Below are 12,038 nucleotides of genomic sequence, written 5' to 3' on the forward strand. Positions count from 1 at the left end.
CCCTACCACCATTTTTTTGGTGAAAACCGGCCTGCAGCCTGTTCCAGCACTTCGCCGAGCGAGAACAGGGTCTCTTCGTCAAACGCCTTGCCGATCAGTTGCAGGCCAAGCGGCAGCCCCTCGCCATTGATACCGGCGGGCACAGCCAGGCCCGGCAGACCGGCCATGTTGACTGTGACAGTGAAGATATCATTGAGACACATTTTCACCGGGTCGGACTTCATTGTTTCATCGCCGATGGGAAACGCGGCGCTCGGTGTGGTCGGCGTCAGAATCGCATCCACGCCATCGGCGAAGACAGTTTCAAAATCACGCTTGATCAGAGTGCGGACCTTCTGCGCGCGCAGGTAATAAGCGTCATAATAGCCTGCCGACAGCACATAGGTGCCGATCAGCACCCGGCGCTTGACCTCGGCGCCAAATCCGGCGGCACGGGTTTTTTCATACATGTCGATAATATCATCACCCTCGACCCGGAGCCCGTAACGCACGCCATCATAGCGCGCCAGATTGGAGGAGGCTTCTGCCGGCGCCACAATATAATAGGCCGGCAGGGCGTATTTGGAGTGGGGCAGTGCGATCGGCACAATTTCAGCTCCGGCATCTTTCAGCCAGGCTTTGCCCTGTTCCCACATCGCTGTAATATCATCCGGCATGCCGTCAACGACATATTCCGCCGGAATCCCGATCCGCATGCCCTTGATGCTCCTGCCCACAGCGGCTTCATAATCGGGCACCGGAATATCGGCGGATGTGGTGTCCTTGTCATCGACCGATGCCATGGATTTCAGCATGATCGCTGAATCGCGCACCGTTCTGGTAATCGGTCCGGCCTGATCCAGCGATGAGGCAAAGGCAACCATGCCCCAGCGCGAGCAGCGGCCATAGGTTGGCTTGATACCGACTGTGCCGGTGAAGGCGGCGGGCTGGCGGATCGAGCCGCCTGTATCAGTGGCGGTCGCCCCGGCGCAAAGCTGCGCGGCAACGGCGGCGGCCGATCCGCCGGACGAGCCGCCCGGCACCAGCGGCTGATTGCTACCATTGGCCTGCCACGGATTGGTCACGGGGCCGTAATAGGATGTCTCATTCGACGATCCCATGGCGAATTCGTCCATGTTGAGCTTACCCAGCATCACCGCGCCATCGGCCCACAGATTAGCGGTCACCGTGCTTTCATATCTCGGCTTGAACCCATCCAGAATATGGCTGCATGCTTGGCTGTGAACGCCTTCCGTGCAGAACAGATCTTTGATGCCAAGGGGAATGCCTTCCAGCGCACCGCCGGACCCGGAAGCAAGCCGCTCGTCAGATGCCTTGGCCATGGCGCGCGCCTTGTCAAAGGTCAGTGCCACATAGACATTGAGGCTGTCATTGGCGGTCTCGATGGCACCGATATAGCTGTCGGTCAGCTCGGCAGATGAAATTTCCTTTTGCAACAGTTTCTCACGCGCGTCGGCGATGGTCAGTTTGGTCAACTCATTCATGATGCTCACTCCACCACTTTCGGAACGGCAAAGAAATGGTCTTCGCTCAAGGGCGAATTGGCTACGATATCGTCCGGTTTACCGCCATCGGTGATGATATCCTTGCGCTGTTTCGCCGCCATCGGCAGCGCCGATATCATGGGCTCAACGCCATCAATTTCGACCTCGTTCAATTGTTCAAAGAAACCCAGAATTGCATTGAATTCGCCGGTCATGGTTTCGGCCTGTTCTTCGCTGACCGCAATGTGGGCAAGCCGCGCCACGCGCTTGACGGTGTCTGTATCGACGGACATGAAAATCCCTTAATCGTTGGGGGCTGTGCGGATGAGAAGTGCGCCCCGGCCATAGCAGATGCCTTGTGGACGATGCAATGGTTTTGGGCAAATCGGACTGCCCTGCCGGCGCAATTCCGGAAAAATCAGCCGAAATCGCGGCTGCGCACTAGCGTCGCAGGCGGATGCGGTGCTAACGCAGGGAAAAAGAGAATTGTGATGCCCCTTCTTGACCTTTCCGAATTTGCCCAAGCCGCGTCCGGCCGCCGCCTGATCGGTCTTGATCTGGGCACCAAGACCATCGGTATTGCGCTCAGCGATGCCGGACATCGCATCGCATCGCCGATGGAGACAATCCGCCGCACCAAATTCACCAAGGATGCGGAACGGCTGCAGGATATCTGCACAGAACACGATATTGGCGGGCTGGTGATCGGGCTGCCGCTTAACATGGATGGCAGCGAGGGCCCCCGTGCCCAGGCAACCCGCGCCTTTCAACGCAACCTCTCGCAAAAGATCGACCGTGCCATGATGTTCTGGGACGAGCGGCTGACAACGGTCGCGGCAGAGCGCGCCATGCTGGAAGCGGATCTGTCGCGCAAGAAACGTGCAGCCCGCATCGATGCGGCGGCAGCAGGGCTGATCTTACAGGGCGTGCTGGACCGCCTGCGGGGGCTGTAGAAGCGGTGCTGGAAAGCTTTGAAACTCTGCTGCCGGTGTTCATCGTCATTGTTCTGGGCGTTATCATGCGCCGCAAAATGGTGACCGATCCGGCTTTCTGGCTGGGCGCGGAACGGCTTACCTATTGGATTCTGCTGCCCTCGCTGCTGGCCAAAACACTGATTGACGCCAATCTGAAGGGCGGTCAGGCCAGCACTCTGGCGCTCGCGTTGTTTGTTGCTGTCTTCATTTATGGATTTGTTATCCTGGCCCTGAAACCGCTGCTTGTCCGGGGTCTGGGCATGAGCATTCCGGCCTATTCGACAATCTATCAGGTCTCCACACGCTGGAGCGGCTTTATTGCGCTGGCCATAGTGGAAAAGCTCTATGATGAAAGCGGCGTCAGCCTCGTGGCAGTGGCGCTTGCTGCCATGGTACCAATCGTCAATCTGCAGAATGTGACAATCCTCACGCTGCTGCTGTCGGATAAGCGCCCCTCGATCCTGCGTCTGTCCCAATCCGTTTTCAGCAATCCGCTGATCCTGGGCTGCATGATCGGGCTGGTGATCAATCTTCTGTCCATCCCGATCTATCAACCCGTCCTGACCACACTTGATATTCTGGGCAGTGCGGCCCTTGGTGTTGCCCTTATTCTGGTCGGCACCGGACTGAAACTGCGGGCAGCGCTAAAGCCCTCACGCGATGTCTGGATAGGCGTGTTCCTGAAACTCATCCTGTTTCCGGCCCTCGTCGCCGTGCTTGCCTTCATCTTCGGGCTGACCGGCGAAGCGCTGGCCATTGCCATCATCTGTGCAAGCGTTCCCACAGCCATGAACGGCTACCTTCTGGCCAAGGAACTGGGCGGCGATGCGCCGCTTTATGCAGCGGTGACCACAATCCAGACGGCTGTCAGCTTTGTCACCATCCCGCTTTTTCTCTCGATGGTTTCTTAAGCGGCTTGCACGATCAAAAATTTATGCTTAAAGCTCGGCTTTTAATGAGCACAGCAACCAAAACCCAGTTTTACCCGCACCGCCACCTTCTTGGCATCGAGGGCCTGTCGGCCCAAGACATCGCCGTTCTGCTGGATTTCGCCGAACAGCAGATTGATGTCAGCCGCCAGGTCGAGAAGAAGAAATCCGTGTTGCGCGGGCGCACCCAGATCAATCTTTTCTTTGAAGCATCGACCCGCACCCAGTCCTCGTTTGAACTGGCAGGCAAGCGCCTTGGCGCCGATGTGATGAACATGTCGGTTTCATCCTCATCGGTCAAAAAGGGCGAAACCCTGGTCGATACCGCGATGACGCTGAACGCCATGAACCCGGATATTCTGGTGATGCGGCACCATTCCGCAGGCGCTGCCGCACTGCTGGCGCAGCAAGTCGATTGCTCGGTGATCAATGCCGGAGACGGAGCCCATGAGCACCCCACCCAGGCTTTGCTTGATGCCCTCACCATCCGCCGCCACAAGGGCTCGCTGGCAGGTCTCACAGTGGCGATCTGCGGCGATGTGATGCACAGCCGAGTTGCCCGCTCCAACATATTATTGCTCAACGCCATGGACGCCCGGGTCCGGGTTGTCGCGCCGTCCACCCTGTTGCCTGCCGGGATCGAGCGTCTCGGTGTGGACGTTTTTCGCGACATGAAACCCGGCCTGAAAGACGCCGATGTCGTGATGATGCTGCGGCTGCAGCGCGAACGCATGGCCGGGGCCTTCGTGCCGTCGGTGCGCGAATATTTCCGCTATCACGGCCTGGATGCGGAGAAACTGGCCTGGGCGAAACCGGATGCGCTGGTGATGCATCCCGGACCGATGAATCGCGGTGTTGAAATCGATCCAGCTGTTGCCGATGGTCCTAACAGCGTCATTCGCGAACAGGTGGAAATGGGTGTGGCCGTGCGCATGGCTGTTCTGGAAGCGCTGTCGCAGCATCTGCCAAATCGCGACAGGCGGGGGTAATCATGGCAATCTCCGGCAACTCCGTTCATATCCGCAATGGCCGCCTTGTCTGCGCCCGGCAGAAACTCGATGAGATCAGTGATTTGCTGATTATTGACGGCCGCATCGCGGCGATGGGCCCGGCGGGGAAGCTGGCGGTTTCAAACGAAAACATTCCGCCATTCGATGCTGCCGGAAAGCTTGTCCTGCCCGGTTTTGTCGATATGCAGGTCAATGTCGGTGAACCCGGCGAAGAGCATAAGGAAACCCTGGCCACAGCCAGCGCAGCGGCGGCGGCTGGCGGCATCACCACCATCGTCACTACGCCGGATACCGACCCGGTGATTGATGATCCGGCGCTGGTCGATTTCATGCTGCGCCGGGCGCGCGATACAGCCAGCGTCAAAGTCCATCCCGCAGCGGCACTGACCAAGGCGCAGGCGGGTCAGGAAATGACCGAATTCGGACTGCTCAAGGAAGCTGGCGCCGTGGCGTTTTCCAGCGGCCGCAGAGCGCTGCAGAATGCGCTTATTCTGCGCCGCGCTCTGACCTATGCCCGCGACTTTGACTGTCTCATCATTCACCATGCCGAAGATCCCGATCTGGCTGCGGGCGGGGTCATGAATGAGGGCGAAAACGCGACGCGTCTGGGTCTGCCCGGCATTCCTCACGAGGCCGAGCTGATCATGATTGACCGCGATATCCGCCTCGCGGCCCTGACCGGCAGCCGCTGCCACATCGCGCAGCTCTCCACCGCTGCGGGCGTTGCCGCAATTCGCACGGCAAAAGCCGCCGGTATACCGGTCACCGCCGGTGTGTCGGTCAACCACCTGTCGCTCAATGAAATCGACATTGGCGCTTACCGGACCTTCTTCAAACTGTCGCCGCCCCTGCGCCTGGAAGATGACCGTCAGGCCCTGATTGACGGGGTTGCCGACGGCACGATTGATGTGATTGTTTCAAATCACGACCCGCAGAATGTCGAGGCCAAGCGCCATCCCTTTGCCGAGGCGGAAAGCGGGGCCATCGGCCTTGAAACCCTGTTTTCCGCCACCATGCGGCTGGTTCATGATGAGCGTCTGAGCCTGATCGATCTGGTGCGCGCAGCCAGTGACACACCGGCCCGTCTGCTCGGCCTTGCTGCCGGATCGCTGGAAGTCGGCAGCGCTGGCGACATCGCCATTGCCGATCCCGATGCGCCCTGGATTGCCAGCGAAGACCAGTTCCGCTCGCGCTCCAAAAACACCGCCTTTGAAGACGCCCGCTTCAGTGGCCGCATCGTTCGGACATTTGTCGATGGCAAGTGCGTTTTCAACCTTGATACTTAAGACAGGCCCAGTTCGCCGCGCAGTTTTTTGGTCAGCTTGGCGCTGATGATGCGGTGGGCTTCGGCTATATAGGCTTTCCGGTCCGCGTCACTGAACGCTGCATCTGCTTCCACGCGCACCCATTTGGCCCGCGCCAGATAGGGTGCCGGAATGATCCCGGGCAGGTCTGTCAGCATGCGGTAGGACATGTCGCCGCATTTGAATGCCAGCGCGATGCCTGCACCTTCAGGGCGCGTTGCCTCGCCCGCTCCGCTGCCAAGCTCGGAAATCGCAAAGATCCTGCCGCCGACTTTCCACACATGGGAGCCGCCCCACTGCACCACATAAGTGGAGGCAGGGAGGCTGCCGCAGAATGCATTATACTCGTCAAGCGTCATTGGGATACGTCATCCGGCGCTGTCAGGATGCGACAGCGCCGGGAACCGGGCAACTGACGCCGGTGCCGCCAATGCCGCAATAACCGGTCGGATTTTTCGCCAGATATTGCTGATGATCCTCTTCGGCATAGAAGAACTCCGGCGCATCCATCACCTCGCTGGTGATGGTTGATCTGCCGGCACCCTTGAGCGCTTTTTCATACAGGGTCCGGCTTTCCTGTGCTGCTGCCAATTGCTCGGGCGATGTGGTGTAGACGCCAGAGCGGTATTGCGTGCCGCTGTCATTGCCCTGGCGCATGCCCTGTGTCGGATCATGGCTTTCCCAGAAGGTTTTCAGCAAGCTGTCAAACGACACCAGTTTGGGGTCATACACCACCAGCACGGCTTCGGTGTGGCCGGTCTGGCCGCTGCACACTTCCCGGTAATTCGGGTTCGGGGTGTGGCCGGCCATATAGCCGACGGCGGTGGTATAAACCCCGTCGAGTTTCCAGAAAATCCGCTCCGCGCCCCAGAAGCAGCCCAGCGCAAAATAGGCTTTTTCCAGATGGTCGGGAAACGGGCCTTTCAGCACATTGCCATTGACGAAATGCTGGCTTGCCGTTGGCAGCGCCTCGCTGCGCCCCGGCAGAGCATCGCCTTTGGCGGGAATGCTGATCTTGTTCTGCAGACGATTGAATGAAAACATCTCGATTCCTTTCCAGATCTGGCCTCCCAGATCACGCTTCCCGGATCAGGCCTCAACAACACTGCGCCGTTTCTTGCCGATCAGAATAAACAGCAATGCGATAATGCCCACTACCAGCCAGGTCGGCGCCTGCAGGATGGAGATCATCACCGGGTCCCACAGATATGGGTGCACATTGCGCTGAATAACAGCCTGCGCCAGATTGAGAGAACCGGAATGCAGTTCAAACCAAGTGCTGCCTGCCGGGGTAACGATCAGAGCGCCACTGGTGATGGAACGGGCGCCGTCAAGCACCAGCGCGACAAAGGCACCGGCAAACAGCCAGAAGCCGAGAATGCGGAATATAAAACGTATCATGTGAGGTCCTGTTTGGTTTTCAGGCATATAGACCGCCGCCCTTTTATCAGCAAATCAAGCGTCTTCACAGTTGCGCGAGAAAAAACATCTGCGACGGCCTAAAAGATAGGCTCTGCACCTTGCGCAAGGCCTTGTGATCAGTATAAAGCTCTCGCGCTGATTAAACGGTCCGGTCTCCGGCACGTTTCCTCAAGGAGAGGTGGCCGAGTGGTCGAAGGCGCACGCTTGGAAAGCGTGTAGGCGGGTAACTGTCTCCAGGGTTCGAATCCCTGTCTCTCCGCCACGCACCCTTATAACTCATTGTTTCAAATGAGTTATATTGAGCAGCAAGTCCGCTGATCAATCCAATTCAACCGCGACATACCGAGCTGTTTGAGCATCTATCTCAGCCATAGTCTGGGAAAGTAGTAGGGCGCGCTGACGGATTGTGAAGTTTGAAATACCCTCAGGTCGACACTTATAAAGGTTATGCCTCGGCATCCTGGTTCTAAACCAGGCTAAATCCGCTCCGCGACACACCGGTACATCACAGTTGGTGCCTGGTGAAGTAGGCTGCGGCCTTTTTCAAGATGGCGCGCTCTGCTTTGAGTTGTGCGACTTTCCGTCTCAGGCTGCGACGCTCCTCATCGTTCGGCTTCAATTGGCCTTCGCCGGGAAAGACATCCGGCTCGTTCGATCCAAACTACTGCACCCATCTGCGCCTGCGTGATAGTCCGTGCAGAGAAAGAGCCATTTTTGGTCAGTGGGAACCATGCTGGAGAGCAAAGCCAAGACAGACGGCCAAACAAATTTTGGTATCTGCATCATCCTTTACGCAGCGATTTTTCGATATCGTCTGTTGGCGAGTTGATCAGTGTTTTGGACAACTCCATGATGATCTTGTCTGTCACTTCTTGATGCAACTGAGGTCGCATTTCTCCCAGCGTATCGGGGTCGGCCACTAGCACCAGCTTGTCGAATTTTCCAGCATGAGCTTCCTTGTAGAGATGGTTTGATAAAATTTTGGAAAACGTTGCTTCATTGTTTTCCTGGTCCGAATGATCCGGTGGCATTTTGCCTGAAGGTCCTTCGTCTGCCATATCGCCGGGGGTCATTGTCCTTTCGGCTTTAAGTTTGATGGTGCCCTGTTTGCCCTCATTGCGAAAGAATTTGGCTTCTTCGCCAGTTGCGATAACGATCAGTGCACCGTGTGGAATTAGTTGGTCAGTCATGTGATTTCTCCGCTCCAAGTGTTATTTTGTCAATTTAACTTTGCCGTCTTGACCCAATCCGTTGATCCGTTCGTACGCCATTATCGCTGACGTTGTGTTTGGACCATCCTGACCGTCGACAACACTTGGCGAAGCTACCGCGTAATCGAGCAAAACTTGTAGTTTAATTGTAGCAGCTAATGACATTTCATCGATCGGCTCGGCTGCATTAATATCATCGACATTAAGCGTATTAGCATACGAAACCGAAGGGTACGCGACGCCTGCCGGCACAGTCATAAAACTTTTCATGATCATTCATTTCTATCTGGAACAAACGCATCAGGAGCTTGATCGTTCCACCTGACACAACGCTTCACTCCTCCCGGACTCCTCCCAACAAATCCTGGAATTTGCTTTCATGTTTTACATCGAGAACGAAAACACCGCCGTTTCAGTCAATACCTACGACAAGTACCTGATCGAGATTGGCGACAATAGCTCCGCCAATAGATTTCCCAGAAAAGCTTTCCGATGACGTCTTCACGCACAAGCGAACTCGCCTAATTTGATATGGAACCATTTACCTCATGTAACAATTTAGTGAACAGCGGGCGCGCACATGTCGCTCCGACAATTGAGGAAAGTCCCATGCACAACGTTTTCTACGTCATCGGTGTGATTGTCGTCGTTCTGGCCGTCATCGGTTTTGTATTTTGAACATGAAAAGGAGAAACACCATGACTACTTCCAACATATCACCGAGCAAGTCCGACCAGTCGGTCGCGGACAAGGCCAGGAACACGGCGGGCAACCTTGCGGAAAAGGCAAGGGATACTGCTGAGGACGCCGTACACAGTGCGACAAAGGCTGCGGTCTCGCGGGCCGACGCCGCGAAATCTTCCGTCGCCGACGAAGTGTCCGGTGTTGCCTCGGCACTTAGGACGGCAGCCGAAGAGATGCGCAGCGGCTCGCCGCAGGAACGTACTTTCGGACAGATTGCAGAAGGACTTGCAGACGCATCGGATGCGCTGCGTCAAAAGGACCTCAGCACCATGGTGGAGGATGTCACCCGCTTCGCTCGCAAGAACCCGCTGGTCTTTCTGGGCGGTGCGGCGCTGATCGGCTTTGCCGCGACGCGTTTTGCGAAGGCGTCTGGGGAGCCCGAAACAACCGGTTCCGGCCAGTACACATCCTCAACATCAACCCATGGTGACATGTCATGAGTGATACCACCCCAAACAAAAGCGTCGGCAGTCTGCTGTCGGACGCGATGAGTAACATCAGCTCGCTGGTGCGCAGCGAGGTCGATCTGGCCCGCGCGGAAATCAATGAGAACATCACCAGGGCAGGCGTAGCAATCGGCATGATCGCCGGAGCGGCCATCATCGCGCTGGTGACATTGAATTTGCTTGTCGCAGCATTGGTTGCGGCCCTGACCGAGGCCGGTCTGGAGGCAGGCTGGTCAGCGCTGATCGTCGGCGTGATCCTCGCCGTCATTGCCTTTGTCCTGTTCGGAAAAGGTATCAACGATCTTAAACTCTCGAGCCTCGCCCCGACACGGACCGTCAAGAATGTGAAACGCGACGCTGAAGCCGTAAAGGAAGCTTACAATGACAAGTGAACACCGCACCCCGAAGGAAATCGAACGCGAGATTGAATCTCAACGCTCGGAATTGACCTCAAACCTCGAAGGCTTGCAGGACAAATTTTCGATCGATACGCTGGTTCGCCAAATTAGCGATCAATTTCGCGAACATGGCGGTGATCTTGGACGGTCCATCAGCGATCAGGCCAAGGCAAACCCGATCCCGCTGGCGCTGACCGGGATTGGCCTCGCATGGATGATGTTTGGCCATGGGCTGAAGTCTGCGTCCTCCAGTGGTTATAGCAGCGCTGAAGAGGATTTCCGGCGTTCACGGCTGGATCAGGGTCGCCCCTATACCCCGCCGGTCAGACCTGTTGTGAACTATGACACCGGCCCATCATGGGCGCGAGAGCAACATGACGACGAATCGTCAATAGCGGGTCGTCTCTCGGACCGGGCCACCAGCGTAAAAGATAGCGCTTCGCAGCGCGCGGATGCTGTGCGTGCGGGTGTAACCTCTGCTGCCGCTTCGGCATCAAATAGTGTATCAAACGCCGGATCATCCGTGGCTGACGCCGCATCTTCTGCTGGATCGACGATCGCAAGTCATGCAAAATCGGTCCGGAGCAGCATTGCCGAAGCGGGCAGTCGCATCGCGGAAGGCACAGAGACACTTACAGAAGAAGGTCGTCAGCGTGTGGTCGCGGCGCGCAGGAAGGCACTGGAAATGCGCCGCAATACAGCGCGATCCATCAGCCAAGGCACAGATGCAGCGGCTGATTTCTATGACCGTCAGCCTCTGGTCATCGGCGCGCTGGCCCTTGCGGTTGGTGCTGCCTTGGGCGGGGCGCTGCCCCGTACGAAAACTGAAGACGGCCTGATGGGCAGTCAAAGCGATATGCTCTATGATGAAGCGGAACGGATTTTCAAAGAAGAAAAGTCCAAGGCGATGGAAGTTGCCAAATCCGTCAAGAACGAGGTCATGGATATTGTGGACGAGACAAAATCCGACCTGGACAGCGGCGTGCCCGGTGATAAGACTGCGGCGCAGGCTTTGGGCGAAGAGGCCAAATCGGTCGCCGACCGCGTTGCCGTTGCCGCAAAGACGACCGCCAAAGAGCAAAATCTTGGCAAGCCAACGACCTGATAGGGTTCGTGAAGGGGGCTTAAATGCCCCCTTCTTTTAAGTCCTGAGCACGAAGGAGACGCCCATGTCCCGCGGCCGCCGCGCCGAAACACCAGCTGAAATCCCTGCCGTCGGGTGGAAAGACGTAGCGTTCCGCGTCAAGGATGAGCTGGCCACCGACCGTGTGGGTCTGCTTGCCGCTGGCGTCGCTTTCTACGGATTGCTGGCGTTATTCCCGGCCATCACGGCAGTGATTGCCATCAGCGGCCTGCTGGTAGAGCCGAGCCAGATCATCGATCAGTTGGAAGGGCTTTCAGGTCTCGTGCCCGAGGAGGTCCTCACCATCGTCACTGATCAGGCTACGTCCGTGGCGGGATCTCGTTCCGGTGGTCTGGGCCTTGTGGCCGTTATCGGCCTCTTGATTGCGCTCTACTCTGCATCTAAAGGAATGGCGAGCCTGATCCAGGGCCTCAACGTCGCCTATGACGAAGACGAAAGCCGTGGCTTCTTTAAGCTGAAACTGGTGACTTTTGGCCTGACGTTACTCCTGATCGTCGGGTTGCTAATTGGGCTTGGTGCCACTCTTGCGGTTCCGGCAGTTTTGGCGTTCGTGGATTTGGGTCCGGTCGGCGCAATCGCAATCGCGGCGTTACCGTGGATCGGATTGATTGCACTGACAATCTCTGGCCTTTCAGCTCTTTACCGCTACGCGCCCTCGCGCGATGCTCCGGAATGGAAATGGGCGTCCGCCGGTGCAATTGTCGGTTCTCTGCTTTGGATCGTGGCATCGGCTGGTTTTGCCTTCTATGTGGGTAATTTCGGGTCTTACAATGAAAGCTTCGGCGCGCTGGCTGGGGTTGTCGTGCTGCTCATGTGGTTCTGGATATCAGCATTCATCATCCTGCTGGGCGCAGAACTGAATGCGGAGCTTGAGGCGCAGACACGCGCGGATTCGACCGTTGGTCCTGACCGTCCGATGGGACAGCGCGACGCGGTAAAAGCCGACAATCTGGGCAGAGAGGCCGGCTAGGT

At 57.2% G+C, this 12,038-nt stretch carries 15 protein-coding genes and 1 tRNA gene; 9 read left to right on the forward strand and 7 right to left on the reverse strand.

The window, feature by feature from the left end:
* Window positions 1-2 precede the first annotated feature (2 nt).
* Together gatA and gatC are read right to left on the reverse strand one after the other, a co-directional pair.
* Window positions 3-1,484 carry an Asp-tRNA(Asn)/Glu-tRNA(Gln) amidotransferase subunit GatA gene (gatA, locus tag RAL88_RS11765; protein ID WP_306263586.1) on the reverse strand — a complete coding sequence of 494 codons (1,482 nt, stop codon included), beginning with the start codon at window positions 1,482-1,484 and terminating at the stop codon, window positions 3-5.
* A gap of 5 nt (window positions 1,485-1,489) precedes the next feature.
* On the reverse strand, window positions 1,490-1,777 hold the full coding sequence (gene gatC, locus RAL88_RS11770; protein ID WP_306263588.1) for an Asp-tRNA(Asn)/Glu-tRNA(Gln) amidotransferase subunit GatC: 288 nt from the start codon (window positions 1,775-1,777) through the stop codon (window positions 1,490-1,492).
* Window positions 1,778-1,975: 198 nt separating this feature from the next.
* On the opposite strand from gatC, the gene ruvX reads away from it, so the two are divergent.
* The 4 genes from ruvX to pyrC are packed head-to-tail and all read left to right on the forward strand — an operon-like array spanning window position 1,976 to window position 5,683.
* Window positions 1,976-2,437: a Holliday junction resolvase RuvX gene (gene ruvX / locus RAL88_RS11775; RefSeq protein ID WP_306263590.1), complete on the forward strand. Its 462-nt coding sequence runs from the start codon at window positions 1,976-1,978 to the stop codon at window positions 2,435-2,437.
* Between the two features lie 5 nt (window positions 2,438-2,442).
* Window positions 2,443-3,369, forward strand: coding sequence for an AEC family transporter (locus RAL88_RS11780; protein WP_306263591.1), 927 nt, complete (start codon window positions 2,443-2,445; stop codon window positions 3,367-3,369).
* A gap of 44 nt (window positions 3,370-3,413) precedes the next feature.
* The gene (locus RAL88_RS11785) at window positions 3,414-4,376 is read left to right on the forward strand and encodes an aspartate carbamoyltransferase catalytic subunit (protein WP_306263593.1); all 963 of its coding nucleotides are present in this window, start codon (window positions 3,414-3,416) and stop codon (window positions 4,374-4,376) included.
* Between the two features lie 2 nt (window positions 4,377-4,378).
* On the forward strand, window positions 4,379-5,683 hold the full coding sequence (gene pyrC, locus RAL88_RS11790; RefSeq protein ID WP_306263595.1) for a dihydroorotase: 1,305 nt from the start codon (window positions 4,379-4,381) through the stop codon (window positions 5,681-5,683).
* On the opposite strand, the gene RAL88_RS11795 is transcribed toward pyrC, so the two are convergent.
* The 3 genes from RAL88_RS11795 to RAL88_RS11805 are packed head-to-tail and all read right to left on the reverse strand — an operon-like array spanning window position 5,680 to window position 7,102.
* Window positions 5,680-6,060 carry an MmcQ/YjbR family DNA-binding protein gene (locus tag RAL88_RS11795; RefSeq protein WP_306263596.1) on the reverse strand — a complete coding sequence of 127 codons (381 nt, stop codon included), beginning with the start codon at window positions 6,058-6,060 and terminating at the stop codon, window positions 5,680-5,682. The two genes, pyrC and RAL88_RS11795, sit on opposite strands and share 4 nt — an antisense overlap.
* 22 nt (window positions 6,061-6,082) lie before the next feature.
* On the reverse strand, window positions 6,083-6,745 hold the full coding sequence (msrA, locus tag RAL88_RS11800) for a peptide-methionine (S)-S-oxide reductase MsrA (RefSeq protein WP_306263598.1): 663 nt from the start codon (window positions 6,743-6,745) through the stop codon (window positions 6,083-6,085).
* A gap of 45 nt (window positions 6,746-6,790) precedes the next feature.
* Complete coding sequence (locus RAL88_RS11805) at window positions 6,791-7,102, reverse strand: hypothetical protein (protein ID WP_306263600.1); 312 nt, start codon at window positions 7,100-7,102, stop codon at window positions 6,791-6,793.
* Window positions 7,103-7,295: 193 nt separating this feature from the next.
* Here RAL88_RS11805 and RAL88_RS11810 point away from each other — a divergent pair.
* A tRNA-Ser gene (locus tag RAL88_RS11810) sits at window positions 7,296-7,385 on the forward strand.
* Window positions 7,386-7,905: 520 nt separating this feature from the next.
* On the opposite strand, the gene RAL88_RS11815 is transcribed toward RAL88_RS11810, so the two are convergent.
* Together RAL88_RS11815 and RAL88_RS11820 are read right to left on the reverse strand one after the other, a co-directional pair.
* Window positions 7,906-8,313, reverse strand: coding sequence for a host attachment family protein (locus RAL88_RS11815; protein WP_306263602.1), 408 nt, complete (start codon window positions 8,311-8,313; stop codon window positions 7,906-7,908).
* 21 nt (window positions 8,314-8,334) lie between these two features.
* Window positions 8,335-8,604, reverse strand: coding sequence for a peptidoglycan-binding protein (locus RAL88_RS11820; RefSeq protein ID WP_306263603.1), 270 nt, complete (start codon window positions 8,602-8,604; stop codon window positions 8,335-8,337).
* A 428-nt stretch (window positions 8,605-9,032) separates the two neighbouring features.
* Here RAL88_RS11820 and RAL88_RS11825 point away from each other — a divergent pair, with 428 nt between their 5' ends.
* The 4 genes from RAL88_RS11825 to RAL88_RS11840 all read left to right on the forward strand — a co-directional run bounded on the left by RAL88_RS11825 (window position 9,033) and on the right by RAL88_RS11840 (window position 12,036).
* The gene (locus tag RAL88_RS11825) at window positions 9,033-9,518 is read left to right on the forward strand and encodes a hypothetical protein (RefSeq protein ID WP_306263605.1); all 486 of its coding nucleotides are present in this window, start codon (window positions 9,033-9,035) and stop codon (window positions 9,516-9,518) included.
* Window positions 9,515-9,916 carry a phage holin family protein gene (locus RAL88_RS11830; protein WP_306263607.1) on the forward strand — a complete coding sequence of 134 codons (402 nt, stop codon included), beginning with the start codon at window positions 9,515-9,517 and terminating at the stop codon, window positions 9,914-9,916. Before RAL88_RS11825 ends, RAL88_RS11830 begins: the two co-directional genes overlap by 4 nt.
* A complete protein-coding gene (locus tag RAL88_RS11835) occupies window positions 9,906-11,027 on the forward strand; it encodes a DUF3618 domain-containing protein (protein ID WP_306263609.1) in 1,122 nt (373 codons plus the stop codon). Before RAL88_RS11830 ends, RAL88_RS11835 begins: the two co-directional genes overlap by 11 nt.
* A gap of 64 nt (window positions 11,028-11,091) precedes the next feature.
* Entirely contained in the window at window positions 11,092-12,036 is a 945-nt protein-coding gene (locus RAL88_RS11840; protein ID WP_306263611.1) for a YihY/virulence factor BrkB family protein, read from the forward strand.
* Window positions 12,037-12,038 lie beyond the last annotated feature (2 nt).

The organism is Pararhizobium sp. IMCC3301, assembly GCF_030758315.1.
In the GTDB taxonomy this organism is placed as follows: Bacteria; Pseudomonadota; Alphaproteobacteria; order Rhizobiales.

What these genes read in the sequence shown, in the direction of transcription:
- gatA (WP_306263586.1), bottom strand. Translation starts at nt 1,484, where the DNA reads ATGAATGAGTTGACCAAACTGACCATCGCCGACGCGCGTGAGAAACTG.
- pyrC (WP_306263595.1), top strand. Translation starts at nt 4,379, where the DNA reads ATGGCAATCTCCGGCAACTCCGTTCATATCCGCAATGGCCGCCTTGTC.
- RAL88_RS11795 (WP_306263596.1), bottom strand. Translation starts at nt 6,060, where the DNA reads ATGACGCTTGACGAGTATAATGCATTCTGCGGCAGCCTCCCTGCCTCC.
- RAL88_RS11820 (WP_306263603.1), bottom strand. Translation starts at nt 8,604, where the DNA reads ATGAAAAGTTTTATGACTGTGCCGGCAGGCGTCGCGTACCCTTCGGTT.
- RAL88_RS11835 (WP_306263609.1), top strand. Translation starts at nt 9,906, where the DNA reads ATGACAAGTGAACACCGCACCCCGAAGGAAATCGAACGCGAGATTGAA.
- gatC (WP_306263588.1), bottom strand. Translation starts at nt 1,777, where the DNA reads ATGTCCGTCGATACAGACACCGTCAAGCGCGTGGCGCGGCTTGCCCAC.
- RAL88_RS11825 (WP_306263605.1), top strand. Translation starts at nt 9,033, where the DNA reads ATGACTACTTCCAACATATCACCGAGCAAGTCCGACCAGTCGGTCGCG.
- RAL88_RS11785 (WP_306263593.1), top strand. Translation starts at nt 3,414, where the DNA reads ATGAGCACAGCAACCAAAACCCAGTTTTACCCGCACCGCCACCTTCTT.
- ruvX (WP_306263590.1), top strand. Translation starts at nt 1,976, where the DNA reads ATGCCCCTTCTTGACCTTTCCGAATTTGCCCAAGCCGCGTCCGGCCGC.
- RAL88_RS11840 (WP_306263611.1), top strand. Translation starts at nt 11,092, where the DNA reads ATGTCCCGCGGCCGCCGCGCCGAAACACCAGCTGAAATCCCTGCCGTC.
- RAL88_RS11830 (WP_306263607.1), top strand. Translation starts at nt 9,515, where the DNA reads ATGAGTGATACCACCCCAAACAAAAGCGTCGGCAGTCTGCTGTCGGAC.
- RAL88_RS11805 (WP_306263600.1), bottom strand. Translation starts at nt 7,102, where the DNA reads ATGATACGTTTTATATTCCGCATTCTCGGCTTCTGGCTGTTTGCCGGT.
- RAL88_RS11815 (WP_306263602.1), bottom strand. Translation starts at nt 8,313, where the DNA reads ATGACTGACCAACTAATTCCACACGGTGCACTGATCGTTATCGCAACT.
- msrA (WP_306263598.1), bottom strand. Translation starts at nt 6,745, where the DNA reads ATGTTTTCATTCAATCGTCTGCAGAACAAGATCAGCATTCCCGCCAAA.